Origin of the sequence: Cedecea neteri (genome assembly GCF_000758305.1) — a bacterium.
Classification (GTDB): Bacteria; Pseudomonadota; Gammaproteobacteria; order Enterobacterales; family Enterobacteriaceae; genus Cedecea; species Cedecea neteri_C.
The window spans coordinates 4,884,414-4,904,943 of the sequence record NZ_CP009458.1; the positions used below are offsets into that span (position 1 = coordinate 4,884,414).

At 55.0% G+C, this 20,530-nt stretch carries 18 protein-coding genes; 4 read left to right on the forward strand and 14 right to left on the reverse strand.

From position 1 onward, the window contains the following. Positions 1-38 precede the first annotated feature (38 nt). On the reverse strand, positions 39-1,505 hold the full coding sequence (guaB, locus tag LH23_RS22675) for an IMP dehydrogenase (RefSeq protein WP_008459401.1): 1,467 nt from the start codon (positions 1,503-1,505) through the stop codon (positions 39-41). 170 nt (positions 1,506-1,675) lie between these two features. Here guaB and xseA point away from each other — a divergent pair, with 170 nt between their 5' ends. Continuing rightward, positions 1,676-3,061: an exodeoxyribonuclease VII large subunit gene (gene xseA / locus LH23_RS22680; RefSeq protein WP_039296102.1), complete on the forward strand. Its 1,386-nt coding sequence runs from the start codon at positions 1,676-1,678 to the stop codon at positions 3,059-3,061. Positions 3,062-3,066: 5 nt separating this feature from the next. Here xseA and LH23_RS22685 read toward each other — a convergent pair whose 3' ends face one another. Continuing rightward, positions 3,067-3,288 carry a zinc ribbon domain-containing protein gene (locus LH23_RS22685; RefSeq protein WP_039296105.1) on the reverse strand — a complete coding sequence of 74 codons (222 nt, stop codon included), beginning with the start codon at positions 3,286-3,288 and terminating at the stop codon, positions 3,067-3,069. Positions 3,289-3,547: 259 nt separating this feature from the next. Here LH23_RS22685 and LH23_RS22690 point away from each other — a divergent pair, with 259 nt between their 5' ends. The 3 genes from LH23_RS22690 to LH23_RS22700 are packed head-to-tail and all read left to right on the forward strand — an operon-like array spanning position 3,548 to position 6,999. Next, the gene (locus tag LH23_RS22690) at positions 3,548-4,996 is read left to right on the forward strand and encodes an amidase (RefSeq protein ID WP_039296108.1); all 1,449 of its coding nucleotides are present in this window, start codon (positions 3,548-3,550) and stop codon (positions 4,994-4,996) included. Next, positions 4,989-6,299, forward strand: a complete 1,311-nt coding sequence (locus LH23_RS22695) for a purine-cytosine permease family protein (RefSeq protein WP_039296111.1) — start codon at positions 4,989-4,991, stop codon at positions 6,297-6,299. The genes LH23_RS22690 and LH23_RS22695 overlap by 8 nt, the downstream gene beginning before the upstream one ends. Then, on the forward strand, positions 6,292-6,999 hold the full coding sequence (locus LH23_RS22700; protein WP_039296114.1) for a cysteine hydrolase family protein: 708 nt from the start codon (positions 6,292-6,294) through the stop codon (positions 6,997-6,999). The genes LH23_RS22695 and LH23_RS22700 overlap by 8 nt, the downstream gene beginning before the upstream one ends. Positions 7,000-7,140: 141 nt before the next feature. Here the strand turns inward: LH23_RS22700 and LH23_RS22705 are convergent, their stop codons facing one another. From LH23_RS22705 to pbpC, 12 genes are all read right to left on the reverse strand, one after another. Further along, positions 7,141-7,635 carry an Hcp family type VI secretion system effector gene (locus LH23_RS22705; RefSeq protein WP_039296116.1) on the reverse strand — a complete coding sequence of 165 codons (495 nt, stop codon included), beginning with the start codon at positions 7,633-7,635 and terminating at the stop codon, positions 7,141-7,143. A gap of 22 nt (positions 7,636-7,657) precedes the next feature. Beyond that, positions 7,658-7,990, reverse strand: a complete 333-nt coding sequence (locus LH23_RS22710) for a DUF1493 family protein (protein WP_039296118.1) — start codon at positions 7,988-7,990, stop codon at positions 7,658-7,660. Continuing rightward, on the reverse strand, positions 7,984-8,442 hold the full coding sequence (locus LH23_RS22715) for an STM2901 family protein (protein WP_039296121.1): 459 nt from the start codon (positions 8,440-8,442) through the stop codon (positions 7,984-7,986). The genes LH23_RS22710 and LH23_RS22715 overlap by 7 nt, the downstream gene beginning before the upstream one ends. 250 nt (positions 8,443-8,692) lie before the next feature. Continuing rightward, positions 8,693-10,198 carry a ribosome biogenesis GTPase Der gene (gene der / locus LH23_RS22720; protein WP_039296124.1) on the reverse strand — a complete coding sequence of 502 codons (1,506 nt, stop codon included), beginning with the start codon at positions 10,196-10,198 and terminating at the stop codon, positions 8,693-8,695. A gap of 123 nt (positions 10,199-10,321) precedes the next feature. After that, positions 10,322-11,503, reverse strand: a complete 1,182-nt coding sequence (bamB, locus tag LH23_RS22725) for an outer membrane protein assembly factor BamB (RefSeq protein WP_039296126.1) — start codon at positions 11,501-11,503, stop codon at positions 10,322-10,324. 10 nt (positions 11,504-11,513) lie between these two features. Further along, on the reverse strand, positions 11,514-12,134 hold the full coding sequence (locus tag LH23_RS22730; protein ID WP_039296129.1) for a YfgM family protein: 621 nt from the start codon (positions 12,132-12,134) through the stop codon (positions 11,514-11,516). Between the two features lie 35 nt (positions 12,135-12,169). Further along, complete coding sequence (hisS, locus tag LH23_RS22735; RefSeq protein WP_008459407.1) at positions 12,170-13,444, reverse strand: histidine--tRNA ligase; 1,275 nt, start codon at positions 13,442-13,444, stop codon at positions 12,170-12,172. Between the two features lie 115 nt (positions 13,445-13,559). Continuing rightward, complete coding sequence (gene ispG, locus LH23_RS22740; protein ID WP_008459408.1) at positions 13,560-14,681, reverse strand: flavodoxin-dependent (E)-4-hydroxy-3-methylbut-2-enyl-diphosphate synthase; 1,122 nt, start codon at positions 14,679-14,681, stop codon at positions 13,560-13,562. Positions 14,682-14,719: 38 nt separating this feature from the next. Continuing rightward, positions 14,720-15,712: a cytoskeleton protein RodZ gene (gene rodZ, locus LH23_RS22745; RefSeq protein WP_039296132.1), complete on the reverse strand. Its 993-nt coding sequence runs from the start codon at positions 15,710-15,712 to the stop codon at positions 14,720-14,722. Between the two features lie 422 nt (positions 15,713-16,134). Then, a complete protein-coding gene (locus LH23_RS22750) occupies positions 16,135-17,298 on the reverse strand; it encodes a bifunctional tRNA (adenosine(37)-C2)-methyltransferase TrmG/ribosomal RNA large subunit methyltransferase RlmN (protein ID WP_008459410.1) in 1,164 nt (387 codons plus the stop codon). Positions 17,299-17,596: 298 nt separating this feature from the next. Continuing rightward, positions 17,597-18,028: a nucleoside-diphosphate kinase gene (gene ndk / locus LH23_RS22755; RefSeq protein WP_039296136.1), complete on the reverse strand. Its 432-nt coding sequence runs from the start codon at positions 18,026-18,028 to the stop codon at positions 17,597-17,599. Between the two features lie 168 nt (positions 18,029-18,196). Beyond that, on the reverse strand, positions 18,197-20,524 hold the full coding sequence (pbpC, locus tag LH23_RS22760; protein ID WP_039296138.1) for a peptidoglycan glycosyltransferase PbpC: 2,328 nt from the start codon (positions 20,522-20,524) through the stop codon (positions 18,197-18,199). Positions 20,525-20,530: the final 6 nt, after the last annotated feature.

The following is a 20,530-nucleotide window of genomic DNA, read 5'->3' on the forward strand; positions in this document are numbered from 1 at the left end:
AAACAAAAACACCCGGCATAAAGCCGGGTGCATAAAGATTAAGAACCCATACGGTAGTTCGGGGACTCTTTGGTGATCGTCACGTCGTGAACGTGGCTTTCCTGGATGCCCGCGCCGCTGATACGTACGAATTCTGCTTTGGTGCGCAGCAAGTCGATAGTACCACAGCCGGTCAGGCCCATGCAGGAACGCAGGCCGCCCATTTGCTGGTGAACGATCTCTTTCAGACGGCCTTTATACGCCACGCGGCCTTCGATACCTTCCGGCACCAGTTTGTCTGCAGCGTTGTCGGTCTGGAAGTAACGGTCAGAAGAGCCTTTGGACATCGCGCCCAGAGAACCCATGCCGCGGTAGGATTTGAACGCACGGCCCTGGTACAGTTCGATTTCGCCCGGAGATTCTTCGGTACCGGCCAGCATACCGCCAACCATAACGGCAGCTGCGCCAGCGGCGATGGCTTTCGCGATGTCGCCAGAGAAGCGAATGCCGCCGTCAGCGATGACCGGAATACCGGTGCCTTCCAGCGCTTCAACTGCGTCAGCCACGGCGGTGATCTGCGGTACACCTACGCCGGTAACGATACGTGTGGTACAGATGGAGCCAGGACCGATCCCGACCTTAACCGCGCTGCAGCCAGCTTCAGCCAGGGCACGAGCGCCAGCGGCGGTTGCTACGTTACCACCGATGATTTGCAGGTCAGGATATTTAGCACGGGTTTCGCGAATACGTTGCAGAACGCCTTCGGAATGGCCGTGAGAGGAGTCAATCAGCAGAATATCAACGCCAGCAGCGACCAGCGCGTCAACACGCTCTTCATTGCCTGCGCCTGCGCCAACCGCAGCCCCAACGCGCAGACGGCCCTGCTCATCTTTACAGGCGTTAGGTTTACGCTCTGCTTTCTGGAAGTCTTTTACGGTGATCATGCCGCGCAGGTGGAAGCCCGCGTCCACAACCAGCGCCTTTTCAACGCGTTTTTCGTGCATTTTAGACAGCACGACGTCGCGCGCTTCGCCTTCTTTCACGGTAACCAGACGCTCTTTCGGGGTCATGTACACGCTAACTGGCTGGGCCAGGTCAGTCACAAAGCGCACGTCACGACCGGTGATGATACCCACCAGCTCGTTGTCTTCGGTGACGACCGGGTAGCCGGCAAAGCCGTTACGCTCGGTTAATTCTTTCACTTCACGCAGGGTGGTGGTTGGCAGCACGGTTTGCGGGTCAGTTACCACGCCACTTTCGTGTTTCTTCACGCGCTTAACTTCTTCAGCCTGGCGCTCAATGGACATGTTTTTGTGAATGAAACCAAGGCCACCTTCCTGCGCCAGAGCGATAGCCAGACGCGCTTCCGTCACGGTATCCATTGCTGCGGACAGCATAGGGATATTCAGACGAATAGTTTTGGTCAGCTGAGTGCTGAGGTCGGCCGTGTTCGGCAGAACGGTGGAATGAGCGGGAACGAGGAGAACGTCGTCAAACGTCAGTGCTTCTTTAGCGATACGTAGCATGGCAATATCTCAACCTGGGGGTGAATGAGAACAGATAAAATATTGCCGCGGCATTATACAGAGCGTAAGCGATTGCATCCACACTTTTTTCGCAAAACTCCTTGCTAATAGCGAAACGGAAGGTACTATCGACCTAATAACCTGCTGATTTAGAATTTGATCCAGCTCACATGTCGACACAAAATTCCCCCTCAATTTTTACCGTTTCTCGCCTGAATCAGACGGTGCGTTTGCTGCTTGAGCAGGAAATGGGGCAGGTCTGGATCAGCGGTGAAATCTCTAACTTCAGCCAGCCTTCATCGGGCCACTGGTACTTCACGCTAAAGGACGATACCGCCCAGGTGCGCTGCGCGATGTTCCGCAACAGCAACCGCCGCGTAACCTTCCGCCCGCAGCACGGGCAGCAAGTGTTAGTACGCGCTAACATCACCCTTTACGAGCCGCGCGGCGACTACCAGATCATTGTCGAAAGTATGCAGCCCGCCGGTGAAGGGCTGCTGCAACAGCAGTACGAGCAGCTTAAGCAGAAGCTAAGCGCCGAAGGGCTTTTCGACGCATTGCACAAGCAGCCCCTGCCCGCTCCGGCTCGCCAGGTCGGTGTAATTACCTCTAAAACCGGGGCGGCCCTGCACGATGTGCTGCACGTTTTACAGCGCCGCGATCCGTCCCTGCCGGTCATCATCTACCCGACTGCCGTTCAGGGCGCCGACGCCCCGCTGCAGATTGTGCGCGCCATTGAGTTGGCCAACCTGCGCAACGAATGTGACGTGCTGATTGTCGGGCGCGGCGGCGGCTCGCTGGAAGATTTGTGGAGCTTTAACGATGAGCGGGTTGCGCGGGCAATATTTGCAAGCAAGATCCCGGTTGTTAGCGCCGTAGGGCATGAAACTGACGTCACGATCGCCGATTTTGTCGCGGATTTACGTGCACCGACGCCGTCCGCCGCGGCGGAAATCGTCAGCCGCAATCAGACGGAGTTACTGCGCCAAATCCAGTCCCAGCAGCAGCGTATGGAAATGGCGATGGACTATTATCTCGCCCAACGCTCGCGGCGGTTTACCCAGTTGCACCACCGCCTGCAGCAGCAGCATCCTCAGCTACGTTTAGCTCGCCAGCAAACCACCCTTGAGCGCCTGCGCCAGCGCCTGACCGTGGCAATGGACGGCAAAATGCGCCGGGCAAGTCAGCAGCAGTTGCGTCTCAGCCAGCGCCTTAACCAGCAGCAGCCTCAGCCCCGCATCCACCGCGCCCAGTCCCGCTTACAGCAGCTGGAATACCGGCTGTCGCAGTTAGTAAGCGCTCAGCTCAGCCAGACGAAACAACGCTTTGGCACCGCGCTGGCTCAGTTGGAAGCCGTTAGTCCGCTGGCGACGCTCGCTCGCGGCTACAGCGTAACAACAGCTGAGGACGGCAAAGTACTGAAGAAAACCAAACAGGTGAAGTCCGGGGACACGCTAACCACGCGCCTGGATGACGGCTGGGTCGAAAGTCAGGTGACGGGCATTAAGCCGGTGAAAGCGCCGCGTAAGCGTAAGCCCGCGGCGAAAGACGAATAAGCCATTCAAAGCGCGGAGGGTACAAACTCTACGCGCTTTTTAGAAATCAGCCCGTGGCCGTGCTGGCAGAAATAATCCACCGCCCCACACGCTTTCAACACCTGCAACGGCTTGTGACAGTCCGGGCAAAGCGCTTCCAGGCGGAAGTCCTTCCCGCAGGCATCGCAATGCGCCCCATCGTCCGTTTGTTTCAGTTCGCTTTTACACGTCGGGCAATTCACCATCATCCTTTCCTCCCGCTAAATCATTAATGTGCCCCATTATATACCCATAACGTTAAGATGGATTCATTCCGGCATTGGGCAAAAGACTGGCAAAGTTAGCGCATTAATGCACCGTTTTTGCCCAGCATCTTCCTTCGTGGATGAGCACTTGTATCCAAACTGGTATCCCAGATAGCGCCGTAGCTGGCACCTTCAATTTTTTGAAGTCATTGGCATGATAATTGAATCACTCCCTTTACGTGGTCAATCGGGGAGGATTTTCATGTTTGATGAGCTGTTAGATAAAGATGCCACTGCGCTGGCCACACTGATTCGCTGTGGCGAGGTATCAGCCCGTGAAGTCACTCAGGCGGCCATTGACCGCCAGCAGGTGCGTGAGCCCTTGATTCAGGCGTTTTGTACCCCGACGCCGGAGCTGGCTCTGGCTCAGGCGAGCGCCGTTGATGCTAAGCGTGCCAGCGGGCAACCCTTAGGCGCGCTGGCGGGTGTTCCTCTGGCGGTGAAAGACCTGATTTGTACTGCCGGGGTAAAGACCACGTCAGGCTCTGTCGCCTATCAGGACTTTGTGCCAGAAGAGGACGATATCGCCGTGGAGCGTCTGCTGGCGGCAGACGCCATCCTGCTGGGTAAAACCACTGCCCCCGAATTCGGCTATAGCGGCGTGGGGCACAATCCTCTGTTTCCCTCCCCGCGCAACCCCTGGGATCTCAGCAAAACACCGGGCGGCTCCAGCGCAGGTTCCGGTGCCGCGCTCGCCGCCCGGATGTGCCCGATTGCACTTGGCAGCGACGGCGGAGGCTCGGTTCGCATTCCTGCCGCCCACTGCGGCGTTTATGGCCTGAAAGCTTCTATGGGACGAGTCCCGCTTTGGCCCGGCTGCCGCGACGATCGCTATCCAGGCGTTTCCAGCTGGGAGTCACTGGAGCACATAGGCCCCATGACGCGCACCGTGCGCGATGCCGCGCTGATGATGTCGCTGCTGGCAGGCCCGGATATGCGCGACCGCCACTCAATCCCGAGTTCTGACGTTGACTGGCTGGCCTCGGTAGAAAAGCCCTTGAGCGGCCTGCGTATCGCTTTTAGCGCCGATTTTGGTTACGTCGCGGTTGACCGCGAAGTTCGCCGGGTCACGACGGAAGCGGCGCATCGTTTTGCACGTGAGCTGGGCGCTGAGCTGGATGAAGTTGACCCCGGTATCGCCGATGAAGTCTCGACGTTTGCCGCGCTTGTCGCCTTTGAAAGCGACCTGACAGGCATGCGTAAAATGCAGGCCGAACTGGGGCCGCGCATGTCGCCGCACCTGAGCGCCATGCTACAGCACGCATGGCGGGCCGAAACATTCACCGATGCCAACACGCAGCGTAAAAAAATCTGCAATCAGCTTTGGCGCTTTATGCAGCGCTACGATCTGCTGCTTTCCCCCACACTCGCCGTGCCGCCGTTCCCGCTCAACATGCAGGGGCCGGAAATCATAGACGGACGCATGGTCAGAAGCGACCACTGGCTCTCGTTCTGCTTCCCTTTCAACTTTACCGGCCAGCCGGCTGCTTCAGTGCCCGCAGGCTTTACCTCTGACGGCCTGCCCGTCGGACTGCAAATCGTGGGTCGTCATCTGGATGATGGCCTGGTGCTCGCGGCAAGCGCCGCGTTCGAGCGCATTCAACCATGGAACCACATCAGCCCTGCTTCACTCGGAGTTGTCCATGAATAAGAAATCATCCCCTGCCCTGGAGCAGGAATTTGAGCATGAACCTGTGCCGCTGAGCCATCGCCACTCCACCGGGTCAGTTTCGGCAGTGTGGTTTGGCTTCCCGATGATCCTCACCAACGCGCTGTTTGGCGGCATCATCACCTGGTCGTTGGGTTTCTGGCCGGCCATCATCGCTATTCTGCTCGGCAACCTGGTGCTGTTTGCCTACGTGGGTTCCCTCAGCTGGTTTGCCGGGCAAACGGGCATGAATTTCGCCCTGCAGGCCAAACGCACCTTCGGCACTAAAGGCTACATTTTGGTCTCTGGTTTTCTTTCTACGGTGGTGATTGGCTGGTACGCCTTCCAGACCGGCCTGACCGGCACCGTGATCAATCAGACGTTCGGCTGGAACGCGCTGGCGGTGACGGCGTTCTCCATCGTGCTCTACACCGGGGTCACGTTCCTCGGCGTGCGGGCCCTGTCGATTCTGGGAATGATTGCCGCCCCGCTGTTTGTGGTGCTTGGCCTGGTCGCACTTTGGCTGATTAGCCAGCAGCATGATTTCAGCGCCGCCCTGCAATGGCACGGCAGCCCTGCCGCCGTGGGCACCATGAGCATGGGCACTGCCGTTACCATGGTGGTGGCGGGCTTTGCCGATTCCGGCACCATGACCGCAGATTTCACTCGCTGGTCAAAAAACGGGAAATCTGCCGTGATAGCCGCTTTCTCAGCCTTCCCCGTCGCCAACGTCATTTCTTATCTTTTTGGCGTAGTTATCGTGGCGGTCGGCGCGGCCGTTGACCCGGCCAGCAACGGCGGAAACTTCCTGCCGATTCTGATGGGGCACGGAGAATTACTGTCGGCCATCGCCTGCCTGTTTGTGTTTATTAATCTCGGCTCCGTGTGTACCCACTGCCTTTACAACGGGGCGGTTGGCTACAGCCATCTGTTCCACAGCAAAATGCGGCTCTGGACGCTTATCCTGGGCGTGGCGGGCGGCGCACTGGCGTTAGCGGGCGTGTGGTCTTATTTCCTGGAATGGCTGAGCCTGCTTGGTATTGTCGTGCCGCCGTTTGGCGCGGTGATGATCGTTGATTTGATTTTTATGGCCAAAATTAGCCAAAGCCGTAAAACAAGCCGTATGCGCGGCAGTGCCTTTGCGGCCTGGGCTATCGGCAGCCTGTGCGCCGTTATCGCCCACCAGCTGTTCCCACAGTTTGGCGAAGCAGTCATTGGCCTGGTGACAGCGGCCATCAGTTACACCCTGATAATGAAAGTCAAAAGCGAAGCTCCAGCAAGCATCATGGAGGGAAAAAATGCCTGATTACACTCTAAATTCAACGCCCTACGCCTGGCCCTTTAATGGCCACTATAGCGCCAGCGACACCGCGCTGATAGTCATCGATATGCAGACCGATTTCTGCGGTAAAGGCGGCTATGTCGACAGCATGGGTTATGACATTGCGCTCACGCGCGCGCCAATAAAACCGCTTCAACGTGTTTTGGCCCGGATGCGGGAGCTTGGCTTTCCGATTATTCATACCCGCGAGGGGCATCGCCCGGACTTAAGCGACCTGCCAGCGAATAAGCGCTGGCGTTCAAAACGCATGAATGCCGAGATCGGTGCCGATGGTCCCTGCGGCCGTATCCTGGTGCGCGGGGAACCGGGCTGGGAAATCATTCCGGAACTGGCGCCGCTTGCGGGAGAAGTGATTATTGATAAGCCGGGAAAAGGGTCGTTTTATGCCACCGATTTAGAGCTGATCCTGCGCAGCCGGGGCATCCGCAATCTGATTCTGAGCGGTATTACGACAGATGTTTGCGTGCATACCACGCTACGCGAAGCCAACGACCGAGGTTTTGAATGCCTGGTCCTGACCGACTGCTGTGCAGCAACGGAAGTAAAACATCACGAAGCGGCACTGAGCATGATTCATATGCAGGGAGGGATTTTTGGGGCAGTGGCGAGTTCAGAGGTATTACTGGAAGGATTGAGTCATCGTAGGTTAGTGATGGAAGTTTAACGCCAGAACCAATGCATTCCACTTCAAACGGGGAACGCATTAGCTATCAAGCTCTATTTGACAGGAATGGCAAATAGAGCGCTTTACGTTTGTTTTAAATAAATGACCTGAAACACCAAATTATGTACCCCCATGCGTATATTAAAAATTCGACGCACCAGGACGCTCATTCCAGGCATCATGAGCCAGTAAATTACCATCTTTGTACAGATGGGTAATCTTTTCATAGTTCAGGGCGACCTCCTCCATATGACCGCTTCCCGGGCAACCCCGCGTATCATGCATAACTGGACTGACAGAAATAACTTTCACATTTTCCAGAGTGATACGGTAATACTCAACCTCTTGCCCGGCGTAATCAATGTTATAAAACCTGAATTCGGCTGATTTGAGCGTCTGACCGGTCGCTGCCGCCTTGAACAGGTACGGGGATGCACTATCAAGCTCTTTGGTAAACTGGAATGGAGAATGCTGCCGTGTTCCGGTAACTTTTCCAGTCATAGGATCGGTAGGAATAGTTAAGCAGTGGTGCAAGCCTCGTAATTCGACACTTCCTTCACGATCTTGTACATCACAAGAGCCACTGATTATTGCACCACCGTCATCGGTCAAAAATAAGTGTACTGGTACAGCCATGTCTAAAGCTCCTTGCTTACGATTAGTCGTATAACCATTTCCCGGCTTTTGCTGATTCAATCAACATACCGATAGTGAAATCAGGAACGGGGATTGGTGGACATTTCTTGAACGGATTCCATGAAAAAGGCTCATCAGGATAGTAAGTTTCTATCTTGAAATTTTCTCTGCTAACCTGAAATTCTTTGAAAAATTCATCCATTAAATCTTCGGCTTCACCAATATCTAAAAGCATATCAGTGTCAAAATCTGTATCTGCTGTTAATAACCTTTGCTTCTTTTCATTATTAAATAAATAAACACCGTTATAGCGCTTTGCCAACGCGAAAATACGTTGCTCAATGTCATTTACCATAATTTATCTTTACCCCTCGCTATACGGTTGTAATCACGTATTGAGCAGTAAGCAATTTGAGATACATCAGCGAGTAAAATCACCTCCCCTACAAGGGGAATTGTCCTCCCCACAAAAGTACTGATTTTTGCTACCATCCGGCGCTCCGCAGTCCAGGGAGTGTAACCACCAACCCAGGTAGGTAGTTTGATCCCAAAGGGAAATTTTGCTGTTTTAAAATACTTCCTCATCACTTTAGAAACTCGTGAAGTACCTTCTTTTGCCCCCTTCGGCTTCGTTCTGGTCTTCTGGTTATTCACTCCGCTATAAAGAGCTGCCACCGCCACCACATCATCAATCCCAAAATGATCCGCTGTTGTCTCGCAAAAAATCATGAAAAAAAGCTCACTGGCGGTAAGATTAGAGCGCCCTGCATAGAAATACGTTCCGTTTAGCTCCTCAACAGTATCCACTATTAAATCCCTTTGCAGCTTTGTGGAAAGTAATCATAGAGGCTTTTGTTTTATTCCCGGGATGAGCTCTATCACACCCTAAGATCGATTAAGACTGCTCACTCCCCATAATGACACCGGGTTTCATGAAAATGTTTTTGTCTTTCCATAAAAAAACTGCACCTTACTCAGTTGGGTATCCAACTTTTGGGGTGCAGTCCATAATGCGTATTTCTGGTTTATTCAATCACTAACGATTTTTAGTGAATCGTTACTTACCTTTCTTGATGTGCTTGATCAGACGCTTACGCTTACGCATCTGGTTCGGCGTCAGGGTGTTACGTTTCCCGGCGAACGGGTTTTCCCCTTCCTTGAACTGAATGCGGATTGGCGTCCCCATAACGTCCAGCGATTTGCGGAAGTAGTTCATCAAGTAACGTTTGTAGGAATCCGGCAGGTCTTTCACCTGGTTGCCGTGAATCACCACGATTGGCGGGTTATAGCCGCCGGCGTGTGCGTATTTGAGCTTAACGCGACGGCCACGCACCAACGGTGGCTGATGGTCTTCTGCCGCCATATTCATGATGCGGGTCAGCAGCGCGGTGCTTACGCGGCGCGTGGAGCTGTCGTAGGCTTCACGCACGGATTCAAACAGGTTACCCACGCCGCTGCCGTGCAGGGCGGAGATGAAGTGCACGCGGGCGAAGTCGATAAAGCCCAGACGGAAGTCCAGCGTCTCTTTCACCTGCTCACGAACTTCGTTGCTCAGGCCATCCCACTTGTTTACCACGATAACCAGTGAGCGCCCACTATTCAGGATAAAGCCCAACAGGGAAAGATCCTGGTCGGAAATGCCTTCGCGGGCGTCAATAACCAACAGTACAACGTTAGCGTCTTCAATCGCCTGTAGGGTTTTGATTACCGAGAATTTCTCCACCGCGTCGGTGATTTTCCCGCGCTTACGCACGCCCGCGGTATCGATCAGCACGAATTCACGCTCGTCGCGCTCCATCGGGATGTAGATGCTGTCGCGGGTGGTGCCCGGCATGTCATACACGACAACGCGTTCTTCGCCGAGGATACGGTTAGTTAGCGTGGACTTACCTACGTTAGGGCGGCCAACAATCGCGAGCTTGATCGGCAGATCCTGAGGGTTGAAGGCTTCTTCTTCCTCTTCTTCCTCAAACTCTTCGTCTTCGGAGACAATACCGTTTTTGGCGTTAAACGCGGCCCAGTAGGCTTCGTCTTCGTCCATCTCTTCCGGCTGCTCACGCGGATCTATATCGTCCATCCACGGCACCAGAACGTGTTCCAGCAGGCTGGTCACGCCGCGGCCATGGGAAGCCGCAATCGGGTGGATTTCGCCGAGACCAAGGGAATAGAAGTCAATCACCGCCTGGTCCGGGTCAAGACCGTCGGTCTTGTTCGCCACCAGGAAGGTTGGCTTCTGGCGGGAGCGCAGGTGCTGAGCGATGGCTTCATCGGCAGGCATCAGGCCCGCACGCGCATCCACCATGAACAGCACAACATCCGCCTCTTCAATCGCCAGCAGCGACTGTTCGGCCATACGCGTTTCCACACCATCTTCGGTGCCATCGATACCGCCGGTATCAATACAGATAAACTCACGGCCTTCGACTTCCGCACGACCGTACTTGCGATCGCGAGTCAGCCCCGGAAAATCCGCAACCAGCGCATCGCGGGTACGCGTTAAGCGGTTAAACAGGGTCGATTTACCGACGTTAGGGCGCCCAACAAGCGCGACCACAGGTACCATTATAAAAGCCTCATTACTCAAAATTTATTAATAAAACAGCGTCAATTTTCGGCTGTTTTTAAAAAGCCAAAACGGCTCCCGAACTACGGGAACCGTTTCAAACGTGACGATTATCCGACAAGTTTAGCGTTTGATGGCGTACAGCGTGCCGTCTTTTGCCTGGATAAGCAGTTTGTCGCTGGCAACTACTGGCGTCGTCTGGAAGCCGGAGCTGTCCACTTTCTGCTGGGCAACAAAGCGCCCATCATCGTTGTTGATCCAGTGCATGTAGCCTTCGCTGTCGCCAACAACCAGGTAGCCATTGTACAACACTGGCGCGGTCAGGTTGCGGTGCAGCAGATCGCTTTGCGTCCACAGCGTTACGCCGCCGTCGACGTTCAGCGCCACAACGCGGTCATTCTGATCCACCAGGTAAATGCGGTTCCCGTCCACGATGAAGTCGTTCACCGAGCCCATCTCACGTTTCCACATGATCTGGCCTGAACGCAGATCCAGCGCCGTCAGGTTGCCGTTGTAAGCCAGCGCGTAAACCACGCCGTTAACGATAACCGGCGTTGTATCAACGTCGCTCAGGCGGTCGATTTCTGTCGCGCCGGTAGCCTGGGAGATACGTTGCTGCCAGATAAGCTGGCCCTGCTGCATCAGCACGGCGCTAACGCGGCCGTTATCTCCGCCGACAATAGCGGCACCAAAGGCGGTGGCCGGAGCCGATTCGCCGCGCAGTGACAGCGCAGGCATATCGAGGTTAACGCTCCATTTAACAGCACCGTCTGCTTCGTTCAGTGCTTGCAGCATACCGTTGCTGGTATGAATCAGCACCACGCCGTCGCTCACGACCGGACGAGATAACGCTTCACCAGCTACTTTTGCCTGCCAGGCGATGCTACCGTCGGAGGTATTCAGGGCGAAGACTTTCGCTTTTTCGGTGCCGACATAAACGTGGCCGCCGTCAACGGTCAGGCCGCCAGACAGCAGAGCAGGAATATTGCTGGAGAAGAAGCCGGTTTTCTCAGAGAGATCGACCTTCCACTCTTCTTTGCCATCGTCCGCATTCAGCGCTTTCACAGTACCGCGACGGTCAGCAGCATAGATGGTGCTGCCCTGCCACGCCGGATGCAGGTTAGAGTAGAAATCACCGATTCCATCACCCACGGACGTGCTCCACGCTTTTTCCGGAGTGAACTGGTTTTCCACCGTTGGCAGCGGGGACATTTTAACCACATCTTCTTCGCCGCTGAACAGGGAGCAGCCGCTGAGCAGCGTCAAAGAGAGCAGCCCAGGCACAAATAGTTTACGCAATTGCATCGGGTCCCTCTTAGCTGGACAAATTATTGATTTTCATCTGCATCATTTCACGCAGGGCCGGAGAAGCATTGGTCTGTGAACCTTTGCTCCACGCATCACGAGCACCCTGCTTATCCCCTTTACTGAGCAGCGCTTCGCCGCGCAGGTCGGCAACCATCGCTACCCAGCCTTCGCCTTTCACGCTATCCAGGGTTTTCAGCGCGGCATCAGCCTGTTTCTGCTGAATCTGAACGCGAGCCAGACGCAGATTGATCAGCGCCTGCATGTTCGCATCTTTGGTACTGCTAAGGCCGTTTTGCAGCTGCGTTGCCGCTTTATCCAGATCGTTTTTATCCACGAACTGCTGCGCCAGCTCTAATGCCGCCAGCGCGCCATAAGTATTTTTGTTATCAGCGGCAAATTTCTCAACCGCTTCCAGCGTCTGTGGCTGATCAGCTTTCACCGCACTGGTCACATTCTGGTATGCCAGGGAGGCTTCGCGCATGGAGTCGTCCTGATGGCCGTTCCAGTAACGCCAGCCCACCAGAGCGCCGATACCCAGCACAACCCCGACTACCAGCGCTTTGCCGTTTTCTGCAAAGAAGCGTTTAACCGCTTCCATCTGATCGTTTTCGTTCTCGTAAACTTCCACGCAGTCCTTCTCCTTAACGAATAATCACCGGGTAATTAACCCAGTAACGCCTGCAGATGGGCGGCAGCGTCGGCTTGCGCGACGTTTTGTTGCTCACCTGTGCGTAAATCCTTAACCACGACTTCGCCTTTAGCGACTTCATCTTCACCCAGCACCAGTGCAACGCGAGCGCCCCACTTGTCGGCACGAACGAACTGCTTCTTGAAGTTACCGCCGCCGTAGTTAGTCATCAATTTCAGGGCCGGCACCTGGTCACGTAGCTTTTCAGCCAGCAGCATTGCCGCGCCCTGCGTTCCCTGACCTGAAGATATCAGGTACATATCGACAACGGATTCGGCTTTAAATTCAGGATTAATCGCCTGAACCAGTAAAACAAGGCGTTCGAGGCCCATGGCAAAGCCAACTGCTGGCGCCGCGCGCCCGCCAAGCTGTTCCACCAGACCATCGTAGCGGCCACCGGCACACACGGTACCCTGGGAACCTAAACTATTGGTCACCCACTCGAATACGGTGCGGTTGTAGTAATCCAGGCCGCGAACCAGGCGCTGATTAACGGTGTAAGCAATGCCTGCAGCATCCAGGAACTGGCACAGACCGGCGAAGTGCTCGCGGGACTCTTCATCAAGATAATCGCCCAACTGAGGCGCATCGTTCAGCAGAGCCTGAACGTCCTGATTTTTGGAATCCAGCACGCGCAGCGGATTGCTGTACATGCGGCGTTTGCAGTCTTCGTCCAGTTTCTCTTTATGCTGCTCCAGGAAAGCCACCAGCGCATCACGGTAGTTAGCGCGTGCTTCCAGAGAACCAATGGAGTTGAGCTCCAGGCTTACGTGCTGGTCAATGCCGAGCGCGCGCCACCAGCGAGCGGTCAGCATGATAAGCTCGGCGTCGATATCCGGGCCGTTCAGGCCAAACACTTCCACACCCAGCTGATTAAACTGGCGGTAACGCCCTTTCTGAGGACGTTCGTGGCGGAACATCGGCCCGATGTACCACAAACGCTGTTCCTGATTGTACAGAAGACCATGTTCGATACCGGCACGCACGCAGCCCGCGGTGCCCTCAGGACGCAGGGTCAGGCTGTCGCCGTTGCGATCCTCAAAGGTATACATCTCTTTTTCAACCACGTCGGTGACTTCACCGATAGCGCGTTTGAATAACGGGGTCTGCTCTACAATCGGCAAACGGATTTCGCTGTAACCGTAGCTCGCGAGCACCTGCTTAAGAATGCCTTCAATACGCTGCCAGATGGCGGTTTCGCCCGGCAGGTAATCGTTCATGCCGCGAATGGCTTGAATATTTTTTGCCACGTTTGTTCTCTGCTTTATATACAAAAAATGAACCCGAAATCAGGCCACTTACTCAGGTAAACGGCCGTGCGGGTTCAATCATACACGGGAAGCCTTGTGCTTCCCATGCTTCGCATTATTTTTCCAGCTGTTGGATATCAATACGCTGTTTTTCATCCAGCATGCTGGCTTTGGCACGAATACGCGCTTCAAGCTGCGCAATCATGTCGTCGTTGTCCATACGATCTCGCTGGCGAACGCCATCTTCGTAGAAACCACTTTTTTTATTGCCGCCGGTGACCCCAAGGGTGGAAACCAGCGCTTCGCCCGGGCCATTCACCACACAGCCGATAATGGAAACGTCCATCGGGGTGATAATGTCTTCCAGACGCTGCTCCAGAGCGTTTACCGTTCCGATAACGTCAAACTCCTGACGTGAGCAAGTTGGACAGGCGATAAAGTTGATCCCACGGGAGCGAATGCGCAGCGACTTAAGGATGTCGAAGCCCACTTTGATCTCTTCCACCGGATCCGCTGCCAGGGAAATGCGCAGCGTGTCGCCGATCCCTTCAGAGAGCAGCAGCCCGAGGCCGATAGCAGATTTTACAGAGCCCGCGCGCGCGCCGCCCGCTTCGGTGATCCCGAGGTGCAAAGGCTGATCGATCTGTTTCGCCAACAGGCGATAAGACTCAACGGCCAGGAATACGTCCGACGCTTTTACGCTCACCTTAAACTGATCGAAGTTGAGGCGATCGAGATGATCGACGTGGCGCATAGCGGATTCAAGCAGCGCCTGAGGCGTCGGCTCTCCGTATTTTTCCTGCAAATCTTTTTCCAAAGAACCGGCATTCACGCCGATACGGATAGGAATGTTTTTATCGCGTGCGCAGTCAACCACCGAGCGAATACGCTCTTCGTTGCCGATGTTGCCGGGGTTAATACGCAGGCAATCAACGCCATATTCCGCGACTTTAAGCGCAATACGGTAATCGAAGTGGATATCGGCGACCAGCGGGACGCTGACTTGCTGCTTGATAAGCTTAAACGCCTCTGCGGCGTCCATTGTCGGCACGGATACACGAACAATATCGGCACCCACGCGTTCTAATGCTTTGATTTGATTAACCGTAGCTTCCACATCGGTGGTACGCGTATTGGTCATCGACTGAACGGCGATAGGGGCACCATCGCCGATTGGCACATTACCGACGTAGATCCGCTTGGATTTGCGACGTTGGATGGGTGCGGCATTATGCATGGTAAATCTCCACAATTACGCGTCTGAACTGGCGCTGATTATTCAGCACCGACAGTGAGACGTGCAACCTGGTTAGTTCTGATAAAGCGACTCAGGTCCACAGGTTTACCCTGATATTGAACCTGTACTGCTGACGGGGCGCCAATTTTCAGTTTATAAGGTGCTTTACCCGCTAAATCGAGCTTCGCATCTTTGCGCTGCAGGCCGCTAAACAGCTTTTTGCCGCTGGCATCGGTGACTTCCAGCCAGCAGTCAGCGGTGAAGTGCATGGACAGCCCTTGAGAGGCATCCGCGCTCTGATTTACGCCAGCCTGGTCGGTTGGCAGTTGGCCTGCAGTTGGCGCTGGCGTTGTCTGGGCGTTATCAACTGGTGCCTGGCTTGGCGCCACAACGGCAGATTGCTGAGCCGCATCTGTAGCAGCCGTTTGCTGGGCTGGCGCAGAAGAAGAAGCGGTGCTCTCCACTGGCGTAGGCAGTTCAACAGGTTGCGCAGGGGTTGATGTAGATGCTGCATCGGTAGAAGTATCACTGCCGGTGTTCAGCGGCACAGACTGGCCGCTGCTTGCAGAAAGTTCGGTGGTTGACTGGTCGGCCATCGTAGACAGCTCTTCCTGCTGAGCTTTGTGGTTTTGCCACCACCATGCGCCCGTCAGGCCAATCACTACGAACAGAATCAGCCAGGTAAAACTCATCAGCCAGCCGTCGCGCTTTTTACGACGCTTACCAAGAGAGAAGCTTTGCATCGGCTCAACTTTGGCTGCCTTAATCGGCGCCTGTTTCGCCATCATCGGCAACAGCTCTTCTTCAGGAATATGAACCAGTCGCGCATAAGAGCGGATATAGCCACGCAGGAAAGTCGACGCCAGCTCGGCAGGCGCCTTGTCGTCTTCGATATCCCTGACGGTGGAAACTTTCAGGCACAGGCGTTCGGCTACAGCCTGCTGGCTGAGCCCCATTTGCTCACGTGCATTACGTAAACGCTGGCCTGTGGTTTGTGCTGCATTTGATTCGTTAGTGGCTTCAGTATTCATTAGCTACAACTGCTGGTACTGTTCAAATTAAAGAATTTGGCACAAGTCCTGTACCGCAGCGTCTCCGCTACGTCAGATTGACTCGCACCGCGAAACAAATCTGATACCTGAAGGCTACCCCTCAGTAAAAAAACCCGATACCCGCCATGCTGTTAGCGCTAGCTGGTATTTTAGTGGGTTGCCGGACCCGCCGGTGAGTTAACCATAGTCACCCTTTGACAGGTTGTCCGTTAACTTTACGAAATGGGCACAACTAAACTGTTGTTGCGACGCTACATACTGCCTTAAAGCCGCCAGAAACGCACCGTAATTATTATCCTGAATGATGTATTAGGCCACGTTATTGACGACACATACACTTTTGCCCGTTTTTTATACCGCGCGAAGCACCCTCGCTCAGCGCGGTAAATAGCTATCTCTTATCAGACGGCCTTCACGGCAATAGGTTCACCCTGCATACGTTTACGCATAGTACGCTTGGTGCGGTCAATCACTTCACCTGCCAGCTGACCACATGCAGCATCGATATCGTCACCGCGAGTCTTACGAACAATGGTAGTAAAACCATAGCTCATCAGAACTTTAGAGAAGCGATCGATACGGCTGTTGGAGCTACGGCCATAAGGCGCACCCGGGAACGGGTTCCATGGAATCAGATTGATTTTGCATGGCGTATCTTTCAGGCATTCGGCCAGTTGATGCGCGTGCTCTGTGCCGTCGTTGACGTGATCCAACAGAACGTATTCCACCGTAACGCGGCCCTGGTTGGCGTTGGATTTCTCCAGGTAACGACGAACGGCCGCCAGGAAGGTTTCGATGTTGTACTTTTTGTTGATCGGCATGATTTCATCGCGAATATCATCGGTCGGCGCGTGCAGGGAAATAGCCAGCGCGACGTCGATCATATCCCCGAGCTTGTCCAGCGCGGGTACCACACCAGAGGTGGAAAGCGTTACGCGACGTTTGGACAAGCCAAAGCCAAAGTCGTCGAGCATGATTTCCATTGCCGGAACCACGTTGTTCAGGTTCAGCAGCGGTTCGCCCATGCCCATCATCACCACGTTGGTGATAGGGCGCACGCCGGTTTTCTTCTGCGCACCGATAATCTTCGCCGCGCGCCAGACCTGACCAATAATCTCAGACACACGCAGGTTACGGTTAAAGCCCTGCTGCGCGGTTGAGCAGAATTTACATTCCAGCGCACAGCCAACCTGAGAAGAAACACACAGCGTGGCGCGATCTTCCTCCGGGATATACACCGTTTCCACCAGTTGGTCGGCAATTTTGATTGCCCACTTGATGGTACCGTCGGCAGAACGCTGCTCTTCAGCAACTTCAGGTGCACGAATCTCGGCGATCTCTTTCAGCTTATTGCGCAGGACCTTGTTGATGTCCGTCATTTCGTCGAAGTCATCACTGCAGTAGTGATACATCCACTTCATGACCTGATCCGCACGGAAAGGTTTCTCACCCAGCTCGGCGAAAAACTCGCGCAGCTGCTGGCGGTTGAGATCGAGCAGGTTAATTTTTTCGGCTTTATTGGAAACAACAACAGGTGTTGCTTCAGGCGTGTTCATTTCAGACATAATGTTTTCCGGCCTCGTTGTTACACGTTATGGCCCCTGGAGGGTTAGAAAAAGAAACGCCCCGGTGAGCAGGCTCTTCCGGGGGCGTTGCATTGTACAAATTCTATGGCATAGATGCCACGACTGAAAGCGAACAACGATTAAAAAATGTCACATAAGCTTTCACGTCGGGAATATCCAAAATCATTTGAGTTGCAGGTAGGCAGCAAGGGAATGAGCCCCAGGAGCTTACTTGGGTAAGTGACTGGGATGAGTTCCTGCAGCTAACACCCCTGCGGCTCAAAGGATGACGGATATTTTAGCGTGTGCGTGGGCACACTTCCCCTTCGCCGAAGAAGTAGGCGATTTCACGGGCTGCGGATTCTACGGAATCAGAACCGTGGGTGCCGTTTTCGGTGAAGCTGTCCGCGTAGTCTGCACGCAGAGTACCAGCCAGTGCGTTAGCCGGGTTAGTTGCGCCCAGCAGGTCGCGGTGACGCTGTACTGCGTTTTCGCTTTCCAGCACAGAAACAACGATTGGGCCAGAAGTCATGAACTCAACCAGACCGTCGAAGAACGGCTTACCGTCGTGCTCAGCGTAGAAACCACGAGCCTGCTCAACGGTCAGGTGCAGCATTTTTGCGCCAACGATTTTAAACCCTGCAGATTCAAAACGAGCATAAATGTTACCAATAACGTTTTTTGCCACCGCGTTTGGTTTGATGATGGAAAAAGTACGTTCAATAGCCATGATTACCTCTGTAGATGTTCTGTGTGTCCGGGAAACCCGGTTATGAAATTGGCGCAGATTATAAAGAGCAAGTTTGTCGTTGCCTATGGATGGAGATAACATTTTTTTAAAATAAGATTAGTTTTGGCAACACTATTGCTGCAGCGGGCGAAATTTCACGTTTTGGCGTCACTGCAGGGTAAAGGCCGCGCTGGCAACCTGCCCGGACTCATCCATCACCACGACCTGATAGTCGCCCGGTTTATTGAGCATTAAGGCCAGGCCATCGCCTTTGCTCTCTTCACTTTCCCCGTTGATAAACCACCACCGCTGGCCCTGCCCACCCTGACTGGAAAGCCGCAGCGGGAGCTGCATCTGCCCCGGTAAGCGTTTCAAAATAGTGCCATCACGCACGCCAAGCAACAACAGCGGCGTTGCGCTCTCTTTCTGTAGAGGTGGGCAACTGGCTGAAACGACAGGCAAGCGAGCAGCACGGCGCTCAGCCGGGGGTAGCCAGGGTTCAAGGGGCAATGGCCAGAGAGCAACTGTCTGCTGAATAGCCCCAGGACAATCGGCTGCCACTCGCTTCCCCTGCGCGTCAACCCAAATAAGCTGGCGCGTGCCCTGCAAGCCTTCTTGCCCCGGTGCCAGCAGCGTGGGCGGCTGAGCATCGTCCAGAAGCCAGGTTGCCAGACGGCGACGGCAGTTTACATCTCCGACGGGTAATGCCTGCCCGCCAGGCCAGCAGATCTCTGCGGCTGTGACAGACGTTGGCCGGGGATCGGCCGGCAAATGGAGCTGCTGTACGCGCGAATTAGCCTGCAGCAAATTATTCACCTGATTCAGCAGCGGTACGGCACTGCCCAGCCCAAACTGCCCCGCCACCGGTGTGCTGTCAGGTCTGCCGGTCCAGATGCCAATCAGATAGCGCGAATTAATGCCTATGGCCCAGGCATCACGATACCCGTAGCTGGTCCCGGTTTTCCACGCCAGAGGGACGACGGGAGGTAAAGAAGCATCTGACTGAGGCTGGGCTTCTCCGGCAAGAATACGGCGGATAATCCAGGCCGCACCAGGCGACATAAGTGGGCGCTCTCGCAGGGCATCACTCTCCAGCACCCGCAACTGAGCGGCCTTGCCATGACGGGCAAACGCGCTGTAGGCAGCCACTATCTGGTCCAGCCTGGCACCGCCGCCCCCAAGAATAAGCGACAGGTTGGGCTCGCTGCCCTGAGGGAAGCGAAGATTAAGCCCCACGTTAGCCATCTGCCCGGCAAAACGCTTCGGCCCGTAGGCCTCAAGCACCTGAACAGCTGGCAAATTCAGCGAACGCACCAGGGCATCACTCATGCTTACCGGCCCGTGAAAACCGGTGTCGAAGTTCCCAGGGCGATAATCGCCAAACCGGCGCGGGACGTCCTGCAACAACGACGCCGAATGAATCAGCCCGTCATCCATCGCCATGCCGTAAACAAACGGTTTTAACACGGACCCCGGCGAGCGAATCGCGGTGACCATATCAACGTGTCCAAAACGGTTGTCGTCGTTGATATCCGCTGAGCCAACCCACGCGCGAACCTGCATAGTTGTGTGATCAACAACCAGCATGGCTAGCGAGGAGCGAGACGGCAGGCGTGATTTCCAGTTCAGCGCCAGCTCTTCCAGTTGGCGCTGTAAAGGTGCATTCAGCGTGGTCGTAATCAACGTTGACTTGCTTTTCGCTACCAGCGCCCGCGACAGTAACGGAGCCAACTGCGGCATCTGCCGCGGTGCCAGCCAGACCGGCTCCTGCAAAGCCTCTTCGACCTGCTTATGTGACCACACGCCCTGCTCCGCCATGCGGCGCAATACCTTATCCCGCGCCTGCTGTGCCCGTTCAGGCCAGCGATCGGGCCTCAGGCGGCTGGGAGCCTGAGGCAGCACGGCAAGCAAGGCGGCTTCTGAATAACTTAGCCGATCGGGCGCTTTTCCAAGGTAGGCCCAGCTTGCCGCGCCGATCCCCTGTAAGGTACCGCCAAAGGGGGCACGATTAAGGTAGAGCGTCAGGATCTCCGTTTTTGAAAGATGCCACTCAAGCTGAAAGGCTCGCCAGACCTGGCGAACTTTACCTCCGAGAGTTCGGGGGTGAGGATCCAATAAGCGCGCAACTTGCATCGTCAGCGTACTGCCGCCGGAGATCACTTCTCCATTTCGAAGATCCTGCCAGGCCGCACGCAAGATTGAGAAAGGATTGACGCCGGGATGATCCCAAAACCAGCGATCCTCATAGCCGATTAGCGCTTCCAGGTAGCGGGGAGAAACCTGGTTCAACACCACGGGATAACGCCAGATCCCTTCGGCATCAGCAAAACGCCAAAGCGGCGTGCCATCTGCCGCGACCACCACCCGGGCTGGATTGACCTCTTGCAGCGGCAGCGGCCAGAGTTTATCCGCCAGCCAGACAAAAGAGGCAGCCAGCAGCGGGGCTATCAGCCAGAGATAACCCCGCCGCCAGCGTAGCCTTGATCCGTTAAGCACCGACGT